This window comes from Saliniramus fredricksonii (genome assembly GCF_900094735.1).
GTDB lineage: Bacteria > Pseudomonadota > Alphaproteobacteria > Rhizobiales > Beijerinckiaceae > Saliniramus > Saliniramus fredricksonii.
Window position 1 is genome coordinate 1,388,268 of sequence record NZ_FMBM01000002.1, and the last position, 19,849, is coordinate 1,408,116.

Consider the following 19,849-nt stretch of genomic DNA (forward strand, 5'->3'; position numbering starts at 1 on the left):
ATGCCTTGTCGGTCGAAAAACATCAGGAGTGACGTCGGAATCACGACAATCTCCTATTGATTGCCGTGCTGTTTGTGATGCATCACAGAGTTGCTGACGCGTGAGCGAGCATCGTCACATCATCGAAATCCGTCTCTGACCCGAAATCCGTCTCTAGCCCGAAATCTGCCTTGGGTGCATCTTCAAAAGCAATCTTTGATAATGACAAGCAAGTATAAAGCATCTCAGGATAATGCGCACGCGTTGCGGCCCGGCGTCACGCGCTTGGCGGCATCACGGCTCGGGCGAGGAGCGGCGATTGTCGCGGCTATCTGGCTCGGCCTGCAGCCGATCACCCTGAATCTGGCCCAGGCGCAGGTGATCTCCGATCCGACGGCACCGATCGCGTTCCGCCCGGCCGTGAGCAGCGCGCCGAACGGCGTTCCCGTCGTCGATATCACGGCCCCATCCTTCGGTGGTCTCTCGCATAACCGCTTCGAGAGCTACAATGTCGATACGAATGGCCTGATTCTCAACAATTCCGGATTGAGCGGGGACTCGATCCTCGGCGGCGCAATCCCCGCGAATCCCAATCTCGTCGGTCGCCAGCCGGCCCGAACCATCCTCAACGAGGTGACCGGCACCGGCGCGAGTACGCTCGCGGGACCGACGGAGGTATTCGGTCGGCGCGCGGATGTGATCGTGGCCAATCCCAACGGGATCGGCTGCGTCGGCTGCAGCTTCATCAATGCCGGCCGCGTCACGCTGTCGACGGGTGTGCCGATTCCGGACTACCGCGCCGGCACTGTCGCCTTCGACGTGCGCCACGGCGCGATCGATATCGCAGGCAGGGGCGTGTCAGCCGTCCCGGGCCAGCGCGCCATCGATCAGATTGATCTGATCGGACGCCAGATCGCCATCGAGGCGCCTGTCGTTGCACAAGATCGCATCCGGCTGCGCGCGGGGGCGATGCATTACGATCCCGGCCGCGATCTGGCCGATGATATTGCCGGCGCTCCGGCGCTCGCCGGCGATGCGATTGTCTCGACGCCGGATGGTGTCATCGCCGCCGGCGCGATTTCGATCCTGTCGCGCGATGTCGATCTCGGTGTCGCGCTGGACGGTCGGCTGACCAGCACCCGCGAAGCCATCGTCATCGCATCAATGGGCGATCTGCAGACCGAAGCCGCGACGAGCGCTGCGGATCTGCGCCTCGACGCCGAAGGCAATCTGGCGCTCGGCGGCACCTTCGATGTCGCGGGCCGGCTGCGCGGTGACGCGCAGACCATCACGATCCGCGACGGTAACCTCGCCGCAGCCGATGCCGTCGTGCTTGAAGCGCGGGGTGATCTCGATGCGGATGCGCAAATCCTCGCCGGTTCCGCGATCAGCCTGGTCGCCGAAGCGGCGCTGACGGCACGCGGGCGGCTGCTCGCAGGCGGGCGCGTGGCGCTCGAGGGCGACCGGCTCCTTGCCGAGGCGATCGAGATCGGCGGCGAGACCGCCGACATCGTGGCCGAGCACGACCTGATCATTCGCGATGCGGCCCTCGCCGCCCTGCGCGGCCTCTCGATCACCGGTGAGGACGTGACTCTGGGCGAAGGAACCGGCTATGCGGCGGGCGATCGCTTCCTCGTCACGGCACGGCGCGATTTCACCAACGCCACCATCCTCGATCACGACAATCTCTCCCTCTCGATCGGCGGCTCCTTCATCAATGCCGCGAGCGGTGCCTTTCTGCGCGATGCCCACGCGCTGATCGTGCCGGGCGACATCGTCAATCACGGGCTGATCCAGAGCCGTGCCGGCGCCTCCATGCTCGCGCGCAGCCTGATCAACACGGCGGACGGTGTTCTTGATGCGCCGGGACTGAGCCTCTCGCTCAGTGAGGCCTTCGACAACAGCGGCACCGTCTTTGTCGATGGCGATCTCACCGTCGCCGCCGGAAGCATGACGAGCAGCGCCGATGGCGTGATCTATGCCGCTGGCAGCGCCGGCTTCACGCTCTCGGGTGATGCCGCCAATGCCGGTCTGCTGATCGGCGATGCAGGCCTCACGATCAGTGGGCGCGATCTCGTCAACGCCGTCGATGCGGTGCTCTATGGCCCCGGCCTCACCCTGACGGCGAGCCGCAATCTGGGTATTGACGGAACGCTCCTCGCGGATGGCGGCATGAGGCTCACCGCCAGCGGGCATGCGAGCGGCGCAGGCAGCCTGCGGGCCGGGAGCGTGATCACCCTCGATCTGGGCAGCCTCGCTTTCGGAGCCGATGGCGAGATGCTGGCGCCCAATATCGATCTCACTGTCGCCGGCGATGGCGGGAGCGCCGGCGAGATCGCGGCGACGGAACTCTTCATCGGCGAGATCGGCGGGGCGTTCGATCAGGGCGGTGCGCTGCGCGCCGTGGCGGAGGAGGGCGCGCTGGCGCCGGCCGATTTCGGCCTCTCGGTCGGCGGTGCGCTGACCAATAGCGGCGAGATCCGTAGCGACGGTGCCTTCCATATTGCGGCAGGCGCGCTCACCAGCACGAGCGCCGGGCGCATCATCGCGCCGCAGGTGAATCTCGCGGTTACCGGCACGCTCGCCAATCACGGCCTGATCCGCAGTGACCGACTGCTCGCGATCGAGGCGGGTGCGCTGATTAACAGCGGGGCGAACTCCGGTGCGCAGGCCTGGATGAGCGGCGAGGATCTGCTCCTGCGCATAGGCGGAGCGATCAGTCTGGGCAGTCATGCGGTGCTCGAAGCGCGCAGGCAGACGAATATCGCGGCAAGGAGCAGCAACCTCGATCTGACGAATTCGAACAGCATCGCCCAGGGTCGCTTCAGCTTCGGCGAGCAGCTCGCGCTGGAAATGACCGGGCAGGCCCTGCATCTGGCCGATGGCGCGCGGATCATGGCCTATGGCGATCTCAGCCTGAATTTCCACCAGGGCATCAGCGTGCATGGCGGCATCGCCGCCGGCGGCGATCTGGTGCTCGCGGCGCCGGGCGGTTCGATCAGCGTTGGTGCCAGCGGTACCACCCATCCGCAGAATGCGTGGCTGTTCACGCTCGGTGATGCCCATTTCACCGCCGGCGGCAACATGCTGGTCTATTCCTCCGCTGTCGAGGTTCTGGGCAGCGCCACTGTCGATCTCGGCGGTACGCTCCTGCTGAACCGCGCACGGGGCCCGACATACAGCTACAGCCACGAGCAATATATTCAGGGCAGCCAGCTCTGGCTGCACCGTTACTACCGTGAATACGAACGCGCCGATCCGGCGATCTTCAACGTGGCCGGCGATCTCGCGATCAATTCCGGCGCGGTGTCCGTCACCGCCTCGACGCTGGCGGCCGGCGGCGATCTGAGCATCACCACCGGCACGCTGAGCAACAATGCACGCCAGCTGCGTCAGTACTACGATTACTGGAAGCTCACGGGCGCCAAGACCGGCTATCGCGGCCGCGTGCACCAGGGCACCTGGTCCGCCACCCCCTCGCTGATCCGCGCCGGCGGCAATCTCGCGCTGAACGCCTCGGGCGCCACCAGCAATTCCGGCTCCATCATCGGCAATCAGGTCAGCGTCATCGCGCCGAGCATCAGCGTCGGCGTGACGGATGCGAATGTCTACACCGCGCCGCCCTCGGTCCCGGATCCGGTGATCGACCTGGCCCGCTACGCCATCTCCCTGCCCGGATCCGCCGCCCGTCCCGTGCCGACGGCGATCAGCCCGGACGGGCCGCGCTATCTCATCACCGCGCCGCTCGCCGGGCGTCCGCGCTACGATGCCGAGGGCCTGCCGGTCTCCGAGCGTGAACCCTCCTGGATCCTGCGCCAGGTCGGTGATGCGCGCGGCAATGACGGGTCCGCCATCACCTTCCTGGCCGATCCGCTGACCGAGCGCATGCTGATCCAGCGCGCCCTGGTCGAGCAGACCGGGCGCACCATGCTCGCCCCGGAATTCGACAGCGCCGAGGCCCAGCAGGAGGCGCTCTATCAGGGCACTGTCGATTTCCTCCTCGCCAATCCCGAGATCCGCCTCGGCGACCAGCTGACCGCCGCCCAGCGTGCCGCCGCCGAAGTGCCGATGCTCTGGTATTCGACCCGCATGGTCGACGGCGTGCGCGTGCTCGCCCCCGAGCTCATCCTCCCGCAGGACCAGCTCCGCGCCTATGCCTACCGTCCGGGCGGCTCGATCGAGGCGCGCGAGAGCCTGATGATCCAGGGCGACCGCGTCTACAATGCCGGCTCGCTGGTCGCGCGCGCCGGGCTGAGCATCGTCGCCGACGAATTCATCAACGAGCGCCGCGTTGCCGGATACACGATGTATGGCACCCAGCGCCGCTATGCGGCCCAGGCTGGCGGCAATGTCATTGCCGGCGATCTCACGATCCTCACCGAGGGTGATCTGATCAATCGCGGCGGCACCTTCTGGGGCGATGACGCCGTCACCCTGATGGCCGGCGACGATATCCGCTTCGAGGCCCAGCGCGTCGCCAACGACATCATCACCGCCGTCAATCGCCGCAACATCACCCGCACCCGTTCCGTGATCCACACCGCCGCCTCGGCGGGCAGCGGCGGCGACATGACCATCGTCGCCGATGGCGGCTTCACCCTGCGCGGCTCGGAACTGACGGCCCGGGGCGATATCGCCGTCCAGGCGCGCGACGGCATCACCATCGCCTCCGTGGTCGATGACGTCGAGACCGTGCATATGCGCTCCTCGCGCGGCTTGCTGCGCTCGTCGCGCACCACCACCGGCAGCCGCCAGATCACCAACCGCGCCTCGCTGATCGGCGCCGGTGGCGATGTCACCCTCGCCACCGGTGGCGACATCGCCGTCCATGCCAGCGAACTCGCCGCCGGGGAGCGCCTGCGTCTCGCCGCCGGTGTCGGCGAGGGCGCCCGCACCGATGCCGGCATCGCCATCACCGCCGGGCGGGACGTCGCGACCAGCTTCTTCGAGCACCGCAGCAGCGGCTTCGGCCTGTTTACGGGCGGCGGTCGCCTCGATTTCTACCGCTCCACCCGCACCCGTGAAGACAATCTGCGCGGCGACAACGCGCCCTCCAGCCTGATCGCGGGCGGGGACATTCTCGTCACCGCGCCGGGCGATATCGCACTGCAGGGCTCCGTGGTCGGGGCCGGCGGTGTCGCCGAGATCCTCGCGGGCCGCGATCTCGCACTGACGCCCGGCGGGGAAGCCCAGGCGCGGCGTTTCGAGCAGCGTACCAGCGGCTTCGGCTTCGGCTTCTCCTCCGGGGGCGGCGGCGCTTCCGTCTCCCTCGGCCTCGCCCGTGAGCGCCTGCTCGATGAGCGCCGGCGCGACAGCGATGTCGGTTCGCTCATCGGGGGCGGGGAGGGCGTTCTGCTGGAGGCCGGGCGCGATCTCGCCGTCATCGCCGCCGAGATCACCTCTCCCGCCGATATCGCCCTGATTGCGGGGCGCGATCTCGATATTCTGCCCGGCGCGATCGTCGAGCGGCATCGGCGGGTGGAGAGCCAGAGCTTTGCCGGGATCACGGCGAGCGTGGGCACCAATGTGGTGGGCGCGGCGCAGCGTCTGGGTGATGCGGTCGATGTCTTTGGCTCCGGCCATGGCGATGCGCGTTACGAGGCGCTCGGCATGGTCTCGGGCGTGCTCCAGGGCGTCGATGCGGTGCGGGATCTGTCCAATCCCGGCGTCTCGGCGAGCCTGTCGATCGGGTATTCCGCCTCGCGTTTCGAACAGCAATCGCGTTTCGACGGGGTGGCGCCCGCGCGTATCGATGCGGGTGGGGATCTCGCCCTGGCCGCCGGGCGCGACCTCGCCGTGGCGGCGCTGCAGGCCCGCGCCGGGGGCGATCTCGATCTTTATGCGGGCCGTGATCTTGCCATCGAATCGGCGCTTGCGACGCAATCGCAGAGCCTGCGCCATTCCGCCACCTCCGCCGCGCTCGGGCTTGATCTCGGCTGGTCGGTAGCCGGTGGTCAGAGCCTGGGGCTCTCGCTCAGCGCGAATCACGCCCGGGGCAACCAGTCCGGCACGGCGGCAAGCCAGGTCGATTCGGATCTGCGGGCGGGCGAGCGGCTCGCGCTCCTCACCGGCAATGACGCGCTGATCGCCGGTGCGCAGCTGCGCGGACGCGATATCCTGCTCGATATCGGCGGTGACCTGCATGTCGCCTCGCGGGCGGACACGGCGCGGTTGCGTGGCTCCTCCCTCAATGCCGGGTTCGGCCTGACGATCGGCCTCATGCCGGGCGCCGGTTCGAGCCTCGATCTGAGCCTCGGCGGCGGGCGCGAGCGGGCTGATTCGACGCTGATCAACCAGCAGACCGCCATCATCGCCGATGAGCGCCTTGAGGCTTACGTCGAAGGCCACACCCAGCTCGACGGCGGCCTGATCGCTTCGCTCAACGGCGATCTGTCGCTCGATACGGGCACGCTCGGCTTCTCGGATATCACCGAGCGCGCCCGCAGCGACAGCCGCCGCGCCACGGTGAGCCTCGGCCTCGGCGGCAACGCTCCCAGCATCGGCGTCGAAGGCGAACTCGCCCACGAAGCCACCGACGCCATCACCCGCGCCACGATCGGCGAGGGCGCCATCACCATCCGCGACGAAGACGCACAACGCGCACGCGAAGAAGCGGGTGAGACCGAGAACATCGCCGCGCTGAACCGCGACCTCGATGCGGCGCGCGAGACCCTGCGCGACGAGCGGGCCGGGGTGCGGTTCTATGCGAGTGATTCATCGGTACGCGAACTCGCCTCCGGGTTTGCTCAGACGCGGCAAAACATCGCCGCCGCCGCCGAAATCCTCTCACAGGCGCTCGAAGCGCTCTCGCCGGAGGACCGCGCCCGCGCGGAGGAGATCGCGGAAAATCTCGATCCCGAGGCGGATGCGGCAGATCACGCCGAGAAGATCGCCGATGACATCAAGGAGGAGAATGAGCTCGCCGACGAAGACCGGGATGCGATCACAGCGCTGGTTGCGGAAGTCCTCCTTGAAGCCGCGAGTGATCCGGAAGTCGCCGCACAACTCAACGCCTGCATTGCGCCGGGCCGTCGCGGGTTCAACCTGCATGATCTGATCTTCTCGCGCGCCCATGCGGAGGCGGCTGCGATCTGTCCGCAGCAGCTCGCGGAGATCGGGGCACGCTACGGGGCAAACGTCCTGCGCGGAGCCGCGCTCGGCGCGACCAGCGCGGCCGCCTTCCTGACGGCACTGCTTTATCCCTCCGGCAGCTTCGGCGACATGACGGTCGAGCGCATCGAGGGCGTCGACGGCTCTGTCATCGAGATCCGCAACCAGCCGGGCGAATCAAGCGCGGTGATGACGGCGACGGATGCCGGCGGCAACGAATTCGCCTTCGATATGGTGCGCACCAGCGACGGCTACGTCGTGGTCGGTGGCTATCAGAAGGACGGCCTGGGCGGCCTCGTGCCGATCAGCCCGAGGCAGGCGATCGACATTGCGGGCACGCTGTTCGGGCAAGGCAACGAGGGCTTCACCGAGCACCGCAATGACGGCATGACGGTGATCACGCCTGCCGCCGACCAGCTCCCGCTGATCTTCGTCACGCCGCCAGTGCAGCAGGAGGGCGTCACCCTCGCCACGCCCGCCAACCCGCAACGCCCGCTCGATCTGATTACGACGGCGCCGGATCTGGGGTGGGTGACGGCGTGGGAGAATCGGAGATTGTCTTCAAATGAGGTCCGACAGCTGCTAGAAACGAGCAGCCAACCGGATCCATCAGATCGCGGCGGGCAGCTGACGAAAGCAGGGCGCGCGCTCCAGAAGCATGGAGGTAGGCAGGGCAGCGTCTTTCCTGAAATTAGTGGCGGTCCTGCACAAATCAATATCGAGGGCAAGAAAATTGTGAGAGAAATCCTCAACAATCCAAATTCTTCGATTAAGGAACGCTTAACTGGAAGGTTCGGACCCGTTCTTGAAGTTCGTGCACCTGATAATCGTGGCCTTCGCTTTTCAACGAATGGTGAGTTTATTGGTTTTCTCGAGCCATGATTTACAATCGATTCGAAATAATCGTTACTAGTAGAATGGATTATAATCATCCATATTGCGAAGTATCAATCGATGGATACACTATAGCGGAAGTATATAATGATAACGAATATGGAAATAAGGTTATTCTTTATGAATCAAATAAATGCGATATTGAACTGGGTGATTTTACTGCGGTGCTTGATTTCTGTTCGTATTATATTAAAAAATCAATCCCAAAGAATTATCTTGTAAGGTATATAGAAATAATGCATAATAAAAAGCAATTTATATTCAGTTTGTATAATAGCGCTATATCAGCAAGTTTATTATACATAGCAAGCTTAAATGAATGCTTGATGGTTGACGAAAATACTTTATTTGACGATTTTATTGACATGGAATATTTGTTTAAAAATTTTATTTCTCTGTTGGACTCGGGGCATTTGGAGAATGTGCCGATTGAAGTTATTCACGAGCTCGTGCACGAAATTGAAATCGCGGATCTGCCACTAACTAAACAGCAACGCGCCATCCTTGAGCGTCACGCCTCCCCATCCCCACCCCCAAATTTTTCGCCCTGACCCCTTGGCGATCACCCCGCATGGTGTTAGCTTCCCGACACAGGTTTTGATTGAGAGGGTGCAGCCATGCAGTTCCGGCAATTTGAGATCCTTGCCTTTCGCAGCCCCGAACACGATCCGCCCTATTGCGACATCTTCCATCGTGGCGAGCGTGTCGTGCGTGTCTTCCTGCAGGCCGATGTCGCGCAGGGGACGGTTTTCTCCGCCGATAGCCCGCGCGGTTACAATGAGGCCGATCTGGATATCCTCATGACCTTCGCCAGATATTATGTCGCGCGCGAAATCCCGCGTGTTTATCTGGAGGTATTCGCCATAAGCGAATTCTGCAATCCGGATTATTTCCTCGGCCTCTGCAACACCGCCATCGCCGCCAGCACGCTGTATATCCTGAGCACCAACAAACATGTCTTCGATCCGGACACCGAGATCGGTCCAGAACCCATCGACATGGAATATCTCTTCGACCGCCTGATTCAGCTGCTCGATGAGGACGCCTTGCTCAATATCCCCAAGGACGTGCTCGCCGAATTCGTCCGTGAGATCGACCGCGCCGATTTCCCCCTGATCCCCGAACACCGGGCCGTGATTGAACGCATCGCCACGAATCGGCGCTTGCGCCAGTTCTTCCCCCTGTTGGAACAGGCCGAAACCGCAATCAGCGCCTGACCACCTTCCCCCGGCTGCCCCGGTCCATTCCCCTCTCCCTCTCCCTGTCTCTCGTGACCCCCGGCAGCCACCCCGCTCTTTGATCTGTTGAACTGTGATACGCCCCGGCGCAGCTGCGCGGGCGCGATCTCGATATTCTGCCGGGATCACGGCGAGTGTCGGCACCAATGTGGTGGGGGCCGCGCAGCGTCTGGGTGATGCGGTCGATGTCTTTGGCTCCGGCCATGGCGATGCGCGTTACGAGGCGCTCGGCATGGTCTCGGGCGTGCTCCAGGGCGTCGATGCGGTGCGGGATCTGTCCAATCCCGGCATCTCGGCGAGCCTGTCGATCGGGTATTCCGCCTCGCGTTTCGAACAGCAATCGCGTTTCGACGGGGTGGTGCCCGCGCGTATCGATGCGGGTGGGGATCTCGCCCTGGCCGCCGGGCGCGACCTCGCCGTGGCGGCGCTGCAGGCCCGCGCCGGGGGCGATCTCGATCTTTATGCGGGCCGTGATCTTGCCATCGAATCGGCGCTTGCGACGCAATCGCAGAGCCTGCGCCATTCCGCCACCTCCGCCGCGCTCGGGCTTGATCTCGGCTGGTCGGTAGCCGGTGGTCAGAGCCTGGGGCTCTCGCTCAGCGCGAATCACGCCCGGGGCAACCAGTCCGGCACGGCGGCAAGCCAGGTCGATTCGGATCTGCGGGCGGGCGAGCGGCTCGCGCTCCTCACCGGCAATGACGCGCTGATCGCCGGTGCGCAGCTGCGCGGACGCGATATCCTGCTCGATATCGGCGGTGACCTGCATGTCGCCTCGCGGGCGGACACGTCGCGGTTGCGTGGCTCTTCCTTCAATGCCGGGTTCGGCCTGACGATCGGCCTGATGCCCGGCGCCGGTTCGAGCCTCGATCTGAGCCTTGGCGGCGGGCGCGAGCGGGCCGATTCGTCGCTGATCAACCAGCAGACCGCCATCATCGCCGATCAGCGCCTTGAGGCTTACGTCGAAGGCCACACCCAGCTCGATGGCGGCCTGATCGCTTCGCTCAACGGCGATCTGTCGCTCGATACGGGCACGCTCGGCTTCTCGGATATCGACGAGCGCGCCCGCAGCGACAGCCGCCGCGCCACGGTGAGCCTCGGCCTCGGCGACGGCGGCTCCCCCAGCATCGGCGTCGAAGGCGAACTCGCCCACGAAGCCACCGACGCCATCACCCGCGCCACGATCGGCGAGGGCACCATCACCATCCGCGACGAAGACGCACAACGCGCACGCGAAGAAGCGGGTGAGACGCGCGAGGTAGCGGCGCTGAACCGCGACCTCGACATGGCCCGCGAGACCCTGCGCGACGAGCGGGCCGGGGTGCGGTTCTATGCGAGTGATTCGTCGGTGCGCGCGGCGGTGGAGGCGGTCGACTTTATCGGTCGTACGCTCTCGGAGATCACGCAGGAAGCCTTCCGCAACATGGATTCGGAGGGCTTCGATCAGATCGCGGATGCGCTCGAGCGGGACGCTCTCACCGACGAGGCAATCATCGCGCAGCTGGGCGCGTGCCGCCCGCAGCACGGCTTCAACCTGTTGCACTGGCTGATTTCGCCCGCACATGCGGCAGTCACCTGCCGGATCGAAACGAATGACGGCCAGGTCATTCATTTCACGCGCGAGGAAACCGAGCAGTGTCTGGAGCTCTACCTCGCCATCGGCGAGCGCAAGCCGAGCGAGTTGCAGCGCTGGGTCGAAGGCCTGACAATCACGAACGCCTTCGCCGAGCCGATCGGCAACCTCCACGCCATGCAGGGCGGCCCGGTGATTCTCGGCGAGAACGAGGAGGGCGAGGCCTTCACGGCCATGGATGCGCAGGGCCGCTTCCTCTACCGCAACGCCGTCACCGGGATCTATTTCTACGCGAACCCGCGCGATTCGCGTGACACCGTCACCGTCGGCACCGCCACCGAACTCGCCGGCATCTTCACAGGTGTCAGTGCCGCGTCACGCGTGATTGCGCGTGGGGCAGGGGTGGTGAGGAGTGGTGTTTCGGCTGAAACGCAATTTACCACAAGTTCCGGTGCAGTTGTACGTCCAAATGCAAGCCCTCAGTATACAACTGCGTTTGAGGTACAATTGCCTATGTCGGCATTTCCCGGAGTTTCTAGACAGCGTCATAATCAGCTATCCAATCAGGCACTTGATGAGGCGTTTCGAGCAAATCCTGACTTTGCAAGACAGATGGAAGCGCTCTATCCTGGCATCTTACAGGGTGTCCGCCCCGGCCAACGCGGCGCGTATCCGAGGTCGTCACCTACCCCAGAACTTACTTGGCACCACGGTACGGCACCCGGACAGATGCAGTTGGTGCCACGGAGTCATCACCAGGCGCCAGGTCCAGTGCAGGATAGTTTGCATCCCGGAGGGACTGGTGGTTTCTCTGGTTGGGGAACGGAGTAAGGAAAATGAACTTCCAGAATATCATTGAACGACTGGATTCGTTTGAATGGAATGACTGGGTTTATCTTAATGTAGATCGCGATATCAATCTCGACTCCGAGTGCGCCGTTCTAAATCCGGATATTGCGGAGCTATCAGATGATGGCTTCACTCCCAAAATTGCCAAGGAGAGGAATATTTCAGAGTTTTTGCAGATAAGCGATATTAGGTCAGTGATTGAAAACATCTCACATCAAGGAGTCGAGATTGATAATATTAAAATCGTAAACGCATGCAAATTCTATTTCAAATATGATGCATTTCTGTCTTTTCAAAAAGAATGATATTGTTACTGAATAAATATATTATAAAAATCCTAAAATTTTTTGCTCATAGTTTGACCCAAGTTGAACAGTTGAATTGGACGAAGCGGGAACATTTTTCCGTAAGCCATTGATGTTATTGAGGTGGGGTCGGTGGGCGTCAGTTTGTGTGGTGCTAAATAATGTAAGAATAGGCGTTTCATTGCTTGACGAATGGAGGTTTCTGAGATGCTAATTCGGCATGTTCGTGCGCGAGAAGACCATCAATGGCTACACCTACATCTACCTTGTGGAGAATGTCCGCGAGGGTGGCCGCACGAAGCAGCGCATCATCCGCAATCTCGGACGCAAGGAAACGGTTCTCGCCAGCAAGGATCTCGATCGCCTGGCCGCCTCGGTCGGACGGTTCACGGAACGGGCCATGGTCCTGGATGCCATCAACAACGGTGATGTGGCGCGATACGAAGCTCGTCGCATCGGCGGGCCGCTGCTCTTCGGGCGCCTGTGGCAGCAACTCGGCATCGATCAGGTGATCGCTGATCAGCTTGGCCCAACTTAAACACCTGATTTCCGATAATTATGAATTTTCAATGGGATAGGGGGCGCCTTCGCGCTTTTAGCACCACGGTCGGAGGGTCGTGCGGTCAAGCAGCTTCGGTTTCGGCGATGTTCGGCGGCAGCGCCACGCCGACGGCGCGGAATACCGGCCCGACCTGACCGCTTACCGGGGTACGGATGGCAATGCTGCGTCCGTCCTTTTCGATTTTGCCGCTCTGCAGGCGGTCGAGATCACGCAGGAGCGGGCGCCACTCGGGTTTGATCCCGGCTTCGGTGCAGCGGTCGAACAGCTCCTTGTGCAGCATCAGGGCGAGGAAGGAGCAGAAGACGTGGCCGCGGATGGCGGCATCGGATGAATGGAAGATCGGACGTGTCGAGAGCGTCGCCTTGGCGACACGAAACAGCGTCTCGACGGTGAGCAGGTCCCGGTAGCGCAGCATCGCCTGAAGCGGAGAAATCCTCGCGTTGGTGCGCAGGACGAAGATCCCGTCATAGCGGGCTTCCTCGGCGATCTTGCCGGCATCGATCTCGAAGGCATCACGCGTCGTGGTGTTGAGATAACGCCTGTAGGCGGAGTTGCCGACGAGGGCCTTGTCGCCCTTCTTCAACTGCGTATCGAGGGCAGCGATGATGGCCTGGCGGTCCTCGCGGTCCTTCTCGGCCTGCGCCTCGTTGCGGCAGACGATGTAGCGGACCCCGTCGACGACGACCTCCTTGGCGAAGAGCTGCGTCTCGCCCTGGCTGCGCTCGACGAGGAGCGGCGTGAGGGGTTGCGGATCGTCGAGAACCCGGCGCATGCGTGCGTCGGTGCGCTCGCGCACACCCAACACATATTCCAGACCCTGTTCCTCTAGCGCCGTGATCGTGGCCTGCGAGATCATGCCCCGATCCGCCACGATGCAGGCTCGGGTGATACCGAAACGGCTGCGCAGCCGCTGCACGATCGGCAGCAGGATGGCGACATCGGCGGTGTTACCTGGCATCATCTCGGTGCAGACCGGGCGGCCATCGGCATCGACGATGACGGCGAGGATCATCTGGTTGAGATCAGGGCGATGGTCCTTGGAATAGCCCCGTGCCCCCAGCGTCTCGCCGCCTTCGCCGTGGAAGGACAGGGAGGTCGTGTCCATGAAGACGATGGAGAGATCGGTAAACAGGTCGCGCCGGCGCGCAAACAGCGCCTCCTCGATCACGTCCTTGACGGTACGCGGCGAAAAGGGCGTCGCATCCTTCTGCTCGTCCTTTGGCAGATCTTCTCCGAGCCAGGCCATGGCCCGATAGAAATGGTGCAGCGACAGATCGTCGGCACCGGGAATGTCGTAATCCTGCATCCAGGACGCGCAGTCGCGATCCGAGCCGGAGACGAACAGACGGTGCAGCGTCGCGGTGAACACGGCCCGCTCCACCGGGAATTCGAAGCCGCGTTCCCCAAGCTGATCAGCGATCACCTGATCGATGCCGAGTTGCTGCCACAGGCGCCCGAAGAGCAGCGGCCCGCCGATGCGACGAGCTTCGTATCGCGCCACATCACCGTTGTTGATGGCATCCAGGACCATGGCCCGTTCCGTGAACCGTCCGACCGAGGCGGCCAGGCGATCGAGATCCTTGCTGGCGAGAACCGTTTCCTTGCGTCCGAGATTGCGGATGATGCGCTGCTTCGTGCGGCCACCCTCGCGGACATTCTCCACAAGGTAGATGTAGGTGTAGCCATTGATGGTCTTCTCGCGCACGAACATGCCGAATTAGCATCTCAGAAACCTCCATTCGTCAAGCAATGAAACGCCTATTCTTACATTATTTAGCACCACACAAACTGACGCCCACCGACCCCACCTCAATAACATCAATGGCTTACGGAAAAATGTTCCCGCTTCGTCCAATTCAACTGTTCAACTTGGGCTTGGGGAACGCGGCTTCGAATTCCCGGTGGAGCGGGCCGTGTTCACCGCGACGCTGCACCGTCTGTTCGTCTCCGGCTCGGATCGCGACTGCGCGTCCTGGATGCAGGATTACGACATTCCCGGTGCCGACGATCTGTCGCTGCACCATTTCTATCGGGCCATGGCCTGGCTCGGAGAAGATCTGCCAAAGGACGAGCAGAAGGATGCGACGCCCTTTTCGCCGCGTACCGTCAAGGACGTGATCGAGGAGGCGCTGTTTGCGCGCCGGCGCGACCTGTTTACCGATCTCTCCATCGTCTTCATGGACACGACCTCCCTGTCCTTCCACGGCGAAGGCGGCGAGACGCTGGGGGCACGGGGCTATTCCAAGGACCATCGCCCTGATCTCAACCAGATGATCCTCGCCGTCATCGTCGATGCCGATGGCCGCCCGGTCTGCACCGAGATGATGCCAGGTAACACCGCCGATGTCGCCATCCTGCTGCCGATCGTGCAGCGGCTGCGCAGCCGTTTCGGTATCACCCGAGCCTGCATCGTGGCGGATCGGGGCATGATCTCGCAGGCCACGATCACGGCGCTAGAGGAACAGGGTCTGGAATATGTGTTGGGTGTGCGCGAGCGCACCGACGCACGCATGCGCCGGGTTCTCGACGATCCGCAACCCCTCACGCCGCTCCTCGTCGAGCGCAGCCAGGGCGAGACGCAGCTCTTCGCCAAGGAGGTCGTCGTCGACGGGGTCCGCTACATCGTCTGCCGCAACGAGGCGCAGGCCGAGAAGGACCGCAAGGACCGCCAGGCCATCATCGCTGCCCTCGATACGCAGTTGAAGAAGGGCGACAAGGCGCTCGTCGGCAACTCCGCCTACAGGCGTTATCTCAACACCACGACGCGTGATGCCTTCGAGATCGATGCCGGCAAGATCGCCGAGGAAGCCCGCTATGACGGGATCTTCGTCCTGCGCACCAACGCGAGGATTTCTCCGCTTCAGGCGATGCTGCGCTACCGGGACCTGCTCACCGTCGAGACGCTGTTTCGTGTCGCCAAGGCGACGCTCTCGACACGTCCGATCTTCCATTCATCCGATGCCGCCATCCGCGGCCACGTCTTCTGCTCCTTCCTAGCCCTGATGCTGCACAAGGAGCTGTTCGACCGCTGCACCGAAGCCGGGATCAAACCCGAGTGGCGCCCGCTCCTGCGTGATCTCGACCGCCTGCAGAGCGGCAAAATCGAAAAGGACGGACGCAGCATTGCCATCCGTACCCCGGTAAGCGGTCAGGTCGGGCCGGTATTCCGCGCCGTCGGCGTGGCGCTGCCGCCGAACATCGCCGAAACCGAAGCTGCTTGACCGCACGACCCTCCGACCGTGGTGCTAAAAGCGCGAAGGCGCCCCCTATCCCATTGAAAATTCATAATTATCGGAAATCAGGTGTTTAAGTTGGGTTTGAGTTGTAGCTATTCAATTTTGTCTTCTTGGTACGGGCACTGCAAGCGGAGAGTTCGAAGCGGATACCGTCCAGTAGCGCGGCTCGTTCTACGAGGCTGGCGGCAGCCTGAACATCGGCCTCATCGGCCCGTCGAGCATCGATTGGCGCAGGTGATGATGCAAGGTTCTTCAATGCAATCGAAAATTTTTTCTTGCGAAACGATTCATTTAAGATTGCATATGACTGTCTGCTGATCTAATATCCTCGATATAGCGTGTTACACGCGCACCCGCTCTTTGAGCATCTGAATCTCTCCTGCGGCTGAGGCTGGTAACCGCCCGCTCAGCAACTCAACGCCTGCATTGCGCCGGGCCGTCGCGGGTTCAACCTGCATGATCTGATCTTCTCGCGCGCCCATGCGGAGGCGGCTGCGATCTGTCCGCAGCAGCTTGCGGAGATCGGGGCACGCTACGGGGCAACGGTCCTGCGCGGAGCCGCGCTCGGCGCGACCAGCGCAGCCGCCTTCCTGACGGCACTGCTTTATCCCTCTGGCAGCTTCGGCGACATGACGGTCGAGCGCATCGAGGGCGTCGACGGCTCTGTCATCGAGATCCGCAACCAGCCGGGCGAATCAAGCGCGGTGATGACGGCGACGGATGCCGGCGGCAACGAATTCGCCTTCGATATGGTGCGCACCAGCGACGGCTACGTCGTGGTCGGTGGCTATCAGAAGGACGGCCTGGGCGGCATCGTGCCCATCGGCCCGAGACAGGCAATCGATCTTGCGGACGCACTGTTCGGGCAAGGCAACGAGGGCTTCACCGAGCACCGCAACGACGGCATGACGGTGATCACGCCTGCCGCCGACCAGCTCCCGCTGATCTTCGTCACGCCGGAGGTGCGGCAGGAGGGCGTCACCCTCGCCACGCCGGCAAACCCGCAACAGCCGCTCGATCTGATCACAACGGCGCCGGATCTGGGGTGGGTGACGATTTTCGAGAATCGGAGGCTAGCCCAGAAAATTCATGGTGGCCGGGCGGATGTAGCGCAAGCCGTTGAAATAGCGTAAGATTTGGGTGCTAACGCCGAATCTTGCAGTTTCACGGAGGCCACATCCGCCATGAATGATCCTACGCTGCCGCTGGAGGGTTTGTCACCCGTGAATGGCAAGGCCATCGTCGCCCGGTTTGACGGCGGCAGCCTGTCATCGGATAGCGGCCTGATCGCTCTGGCGGAGGTGGACAAGCGCTTGCGTGTTGCCGCGACGCTGGCTGCATGTATCGATGATCCGCGGCGCCCCGATATGATCTCCCACAGGCTCGACGAGATGATCGGCTTCCGGATGGGCATGATCGCAGCCGGCTATGAAGATGCCAATGACGCCTCCCGCCTGCGGACCGATCCCCTCTTCAAGATGGCAGGCGGCAGACTTCCCTGCGATGAGGATCTTGCTTCCCAATCAACAATCTGCCGCCTGGAGAACCTGCCCGACCGGCGCATGCTTCTGGCCATGGGTCATGCCATGATCGGCCTGTATTGCCGCTCGTTCCGGACAGTGCCGTCGCAGATCGTGCTCGATATCGACGACACCTTCGATACCGTTCACGGGGAGCAGCAATTGCGGCTGTTCAACGCACATCACGATGAATACGGCTTCCAACCGATCGTGGTGTTCGACGACGAGGGTCGTTTCGTGGCCGCTGTCCTGCGCCCGGCCAAACGCCCGCGTGGCCGCGAGATCCGTGCTCATCTGCGCCGTCTCGTCCGGTCGATCCGCCGACACTGGCCCCATACCCGGATCCTGATCAGGGGTGACAGTCACTATTGATGGAGTGGATGCCCCCACCCGACGGCATCGCAATGTGCCAAAATGGTGATGCTGAAGTCATCACAGAAGGAGGAGGCATCCATGGGTGAGATTAGCATCGTTGGCGTCGACCTGGCAAAGCAGGTTCTCCAGGTTCATGGGGCAACGGCCGATGGACAGGTGCTGTTCCGCAAGAAGCTGTCACGGGCGCAGTTTGCGAAGTTCATGGCGTCGCTGCCGCCTTGTGTGGTGGCGATGGAGGCATGCGCAACGGCGCACTATTGGGGTCGTGAGCTCTCCCGTCTGGGTCATGAAGTGCGGCTGATCCCGCCCATTTACGTGAAGCCCTTCGTCAAGCGGCAAAAAAACGATGCCGCTGATGCTGAGGCCGTGGCGGAAGCAGCACAGCGTCCGACCATGCGTACCGTTGCGGTGAAGACCGCGGACCAACAAGCCCGGGCGATGCTGTTCCGCACCCGGGACCTGCTGGTTGGCCAGCGAACCCGTCTGGTGAATGCACTACGCGGGCATCTTGCTGAGCACGGCATCATCATCGGTCAAGGCGTTGGGAATATCGCTCGCTTTGCTGCCTGTCTCGATCAGGACACGCTTCCGGACCTGGTTCGCGATCTCGGGCGGCTTTACCTCGATCAGATTGCTCAGATCAGCGACGAGATCGGCAAGCTGGACAAGCGGATCACAACTGCAGCCAGGGAAAACAGCACAGCACGCCGGCTGCAGACCATGCCGGGAATCGGCCCGGTCTGCGCCATGGCGATTGCATCCTTTGCACCGGAGATGCGGGAATTCCGCCGTAGTCGCGATTTTGCAGCGTGGCTTGGCCTCGTTCCACGACAGCACTCCTCCGGTGGCAAGCAGAAGCTTGGCCGCACTTCCAAGATGGGTCAGCGCGATATTCGACGCCTGCTGATCATCGGCGCCATGTCTGTCGTGCATTGGAGGGGCCGGCACGGTGGCCGTCCGGGATCGTGGTTATCGCGCATGCTCGCACGCAAACCACGCAAACTGGTCGCCATCGCACTGGCGAACAAAATGGCGCGTATGATCTGGGCCATGCTCGCCGGCGAGACTGATTACAGGGATCCGACCGGCGCGATCTGCTGAACGCGGCTGTCGGAGCCTCGGGGATGTGAGGAGGGCAATGACCTGAATGGGCAAATGATCGATCAGATCCGGGTCGGGTAAACCAGTGGAGTGCAACGAGCCTCGAGCTCGCCCTATTGATTTGGTACCTGATCCGCGTATCACCATCCCGGCCCGCGGCGTGCGAAAGCCGCACTTGTGAGGCCTGAAACATGACCGCACCCGATCACGCGCTCAGACAGGCAAAAAAATCCTTGCATCAAAGGGGGCATCCAAACATGCGCTCCCGAGGTGCTCGACTGGTGCCGGGCGAACGGCATTGCCTTCATCTTCGGCGTGGCGACCACCAGCACGCTGCGCAAACGCGTGGCAACCGTCGAGGCCAGCACGACCCGGCGCTTCGAGAGGGCGAAGACGAAGACCAGGGTCCGGCGCTTCAAGGAATTCCATGACGGGGCGGCGAGCTGGAGCCGTACCGAGCGGATCATCGCCCGTGTCGAGGTGGGGTCGCAGGGTTGCGACACGCGCTTCATCGTGACCAATCTCCCGGGTGGACGCGCCAGGACATTGTATGAGCGTGTCTATTGCCGCCGGGGCATGGCCGAGAACCACATCAAGTCCTGGAAGACCCATCTCGCCGCCGACCGGACCTCGTGCAGCAAGGCGACGGCAAACCAGTTCCGGCTGTTCCTGCATGCGGGGGCCTACTGGCTCATGTGGGGGCTGCGTGCGGCGATGCCGAAACGTGCGGCCTTGCGCCTGGCGCAGTTCGACACCTTGCGTGTGCGCCTCATCAAGATCGCCGCCCGCGTGGTCGAAATGAAGACGCGGATCTGCCTGCATCTGCCGACATCATGTCCCGACCATGCGATCCTGCGCATCGTGCTGAGCCGGATACCACGTCTCGCCATGTAGCCACCGGGGACGTTGGCGCCCCTTTTGAACCCCGCGACCGCAACCTGCAAACCCCGCCCCTTACACCATCTCCGCCACCGAAAAGCGGCGGGGCGGATCACCCTGCGCCGGCTTCTCGAAAAATCCAACCATCCGGCGAAACGCGCCCATGATCAGGCCGCGATGCATAAAGGCGGTTAGGTCCGCAAAGCCCGTTTCGCTTCATCGGGAAGTGTA

The 19,849-nt window shown here is 62.8% G+C and carries 8 protein-coding genes and 4 pseudogenes; 11 read left to right on the forward strand and 1 reads right to left on the reverse strand.

Annotated features, from left to right (window positions below):
• The first annotated feature begins 264 nt into the window (after positions 1 to 264).
• The 6 genes and pseudogenes from GA0071312_RS12950 to GA0071312_RS12970 form a co-directional block, all read left to right on the forward strand.
• Positions 265 to 7,971, forward strand: coding sequence for a hemagglutinin repeat-containing protein (locus GA0071312_RS12950; RefSeq protein ID WP_165604030.1), 7,707 nt, complete (start codon positions 265 to 267; stop codon positions 7,969 to 7,971).
• A 35-nt stretch (positions 7,972 to 8,006) separates the two neighbouring features.
• Complete coding sequence (locus GA0071312_RS19700; RefSeq protein WP_131817806.1) at positions 8,007 to 8,534, forward strand: hypothetical protein; 528 nt, start codon at positions 8,007 to 8,009, stop codon at positions 8,532 to 8,534.
• Between the two features lie 66 nt (positions 8,535 to 8,600).
• Positions 8,601 to 9,200 (forward strand): hypothetical protein, encoded by a 600-nt coding sequence (locus tag GA0071312_RS12955; protein ID WP_074445308.1) that lies wholly within the window; start codon positions 8,601 to 8,603, stop codon positions 9,198 to 9,200.
• Positions 9,201 to 9,294: 94 nt separating this feature from the next.
• Positions 9,295 to 11,622 (forward strand): hemagglutinin repeat-containing protein, encoded by a 2,328-nt coding sequence (locus GA0071312_RS12960; RefSeq protein ID WP_131817807.1) that lies wholly within the window; start codon positions 9,295 to 9,297, stop codon positions 11,620 to 11,622.
• Positions 11,623 to 11,627: 5 nt separating this feature from the next.
• Positions 11,628 to 11,945 carry a DUF7716 domain-containing protein gene (locus tag GA0071312_RS12965; RefSeq protein ID WP_074445310.1) on the forward strand — a complete coding sequence of 106 codons (318 nt, stop codon included), beginning with the start codon at positions 11,628 to 11,630 and terminating at the stop codon, positions 11,943 to 11,945.
• A 220-nt stretch (positions 11,946 to 12,165) separates the two neighbouring features.
• Positions 12,166 to 12,474: pseudogene (locus GA0071312_RS12970) on the forward strand (IS1634 family transposase); the annotation flags it as partial.
• Positions 12,475 to 12,568: 94 nt separating this feature from the next.
• On the opposite strand, the gene GA0071312_RS12975 reads toward GA0071312_RS12970, so the two are convergent.
• A complete protein-coding gene (locus GA0071312_RS12975) occupies positions 12,569 to 14,218 on the reverse strand; it encodes an IS1634 family transposase (RefSeq protein WP_074443290.1) in 1,650 nt (549 codons plus the stop codon).
• Between the two features lie 163 nt (positions 14,219 to 14,381).
• Between GA0071312_RS12975 and GA0071312_RS12980 the strand changes: the two are divergent.
• The 5 genes and pseudogenes from GA0071312_RS12980 to GA0071312_RS13000 form a co-directional block, all read left to right on the forward strand.
• Positions 14,382 to 15,728 (forward strand): annotated as a pseudogene (locus GA0071312_RS12980) (IS1634 family transposase); the annotation flags it as partial.
• A 644-nt stretch (positions 15,729 to 16,372) separates the two neighbouring features.
• Complete coding sequence (locus GA0071312_RS12985; RefSeq protein WP_074445312.1) at positions 16,373 to 16,876, forward strand: hypothetical protein; 504 nt, start codon at positions 16,373 to 16,375, stop codon at positions 16,874 to 16,876.
• Between the two features lie 51 nt (positions 16,877 to 16,927).
• Positions 16,928 to 17,632, forward strand: a pseudogene (locus GA0071312_RS12990) (IS1380 family transposase); the annotation flags it as partial.
• Positions 17,633 to 17,716: 84 nt separating this feature from the next.
• Entirely contained in the window at positions 17,717 to 18,739 is a 1,023-nt protein-coding gene (locus tag GA0071312_RS12995; RefSeq protein WP_074444125.1) for an IS110 family RNA-guided transposase, read from the forward strand.
• A 264-nt stretch (positions 18,740 to 19,003) separates the two neighbouring features.
• A pseudogene (locus GA0071312_RS13000) lies at positions 19,004 to 19,633 on the forward strand (transposase); the annotation flags it as partial.
• Positions 19,634 to 19,849: the final 216 nt, after the last annotated feature.

Excerpts from the sequence above, each read along its gene's own strand:
- GA0071312_RS12975 (WP_074443290.1), bottom strand. The coding sequence starts at position 14,218 with ATGTTCGTGCGCGAGAAGACCATCAATGGCTACACCTACATCTACCTT.
- GA0071312_RS19700 (WP_131817806.1), top strand. The coding sequence starts at position 8,007 with ATGGATTATAATCATCCATATTGCGAAGTATCAATCGATGGATACACT.
- GA0071312_RS12955 (WP_074445308.1), top strand. The coding sequence starts at position 8,601 with ATGCAGTTCCGGCAATTTGAGATCCTTGCCTTTCGCAGCCCCGAACAC.
- GA0071312_RS12985 (WP_074445312.1), top strand. The coding sequence starts at position 16,373 with ATGACGGTCGAGCGCATCGAGGGCGTCGACGGCTCTGTCATCGAGATC.
- GA0071312_RS12995 (WP_074444125.1), top strand. The coding sequence starts at position 17,717 with ATGGGTGAGATTAGCATCGTTGGCGTCGACCTGGCAAAGCAGGTTCTC.
- GA0071312_RS12965 (WP_074445310.1), top strand. The coding sequence starts at position 11,628 with ATGAACTTCCAGAATATCATTGAACGACTGGATTCGTTTGAATGGAAT.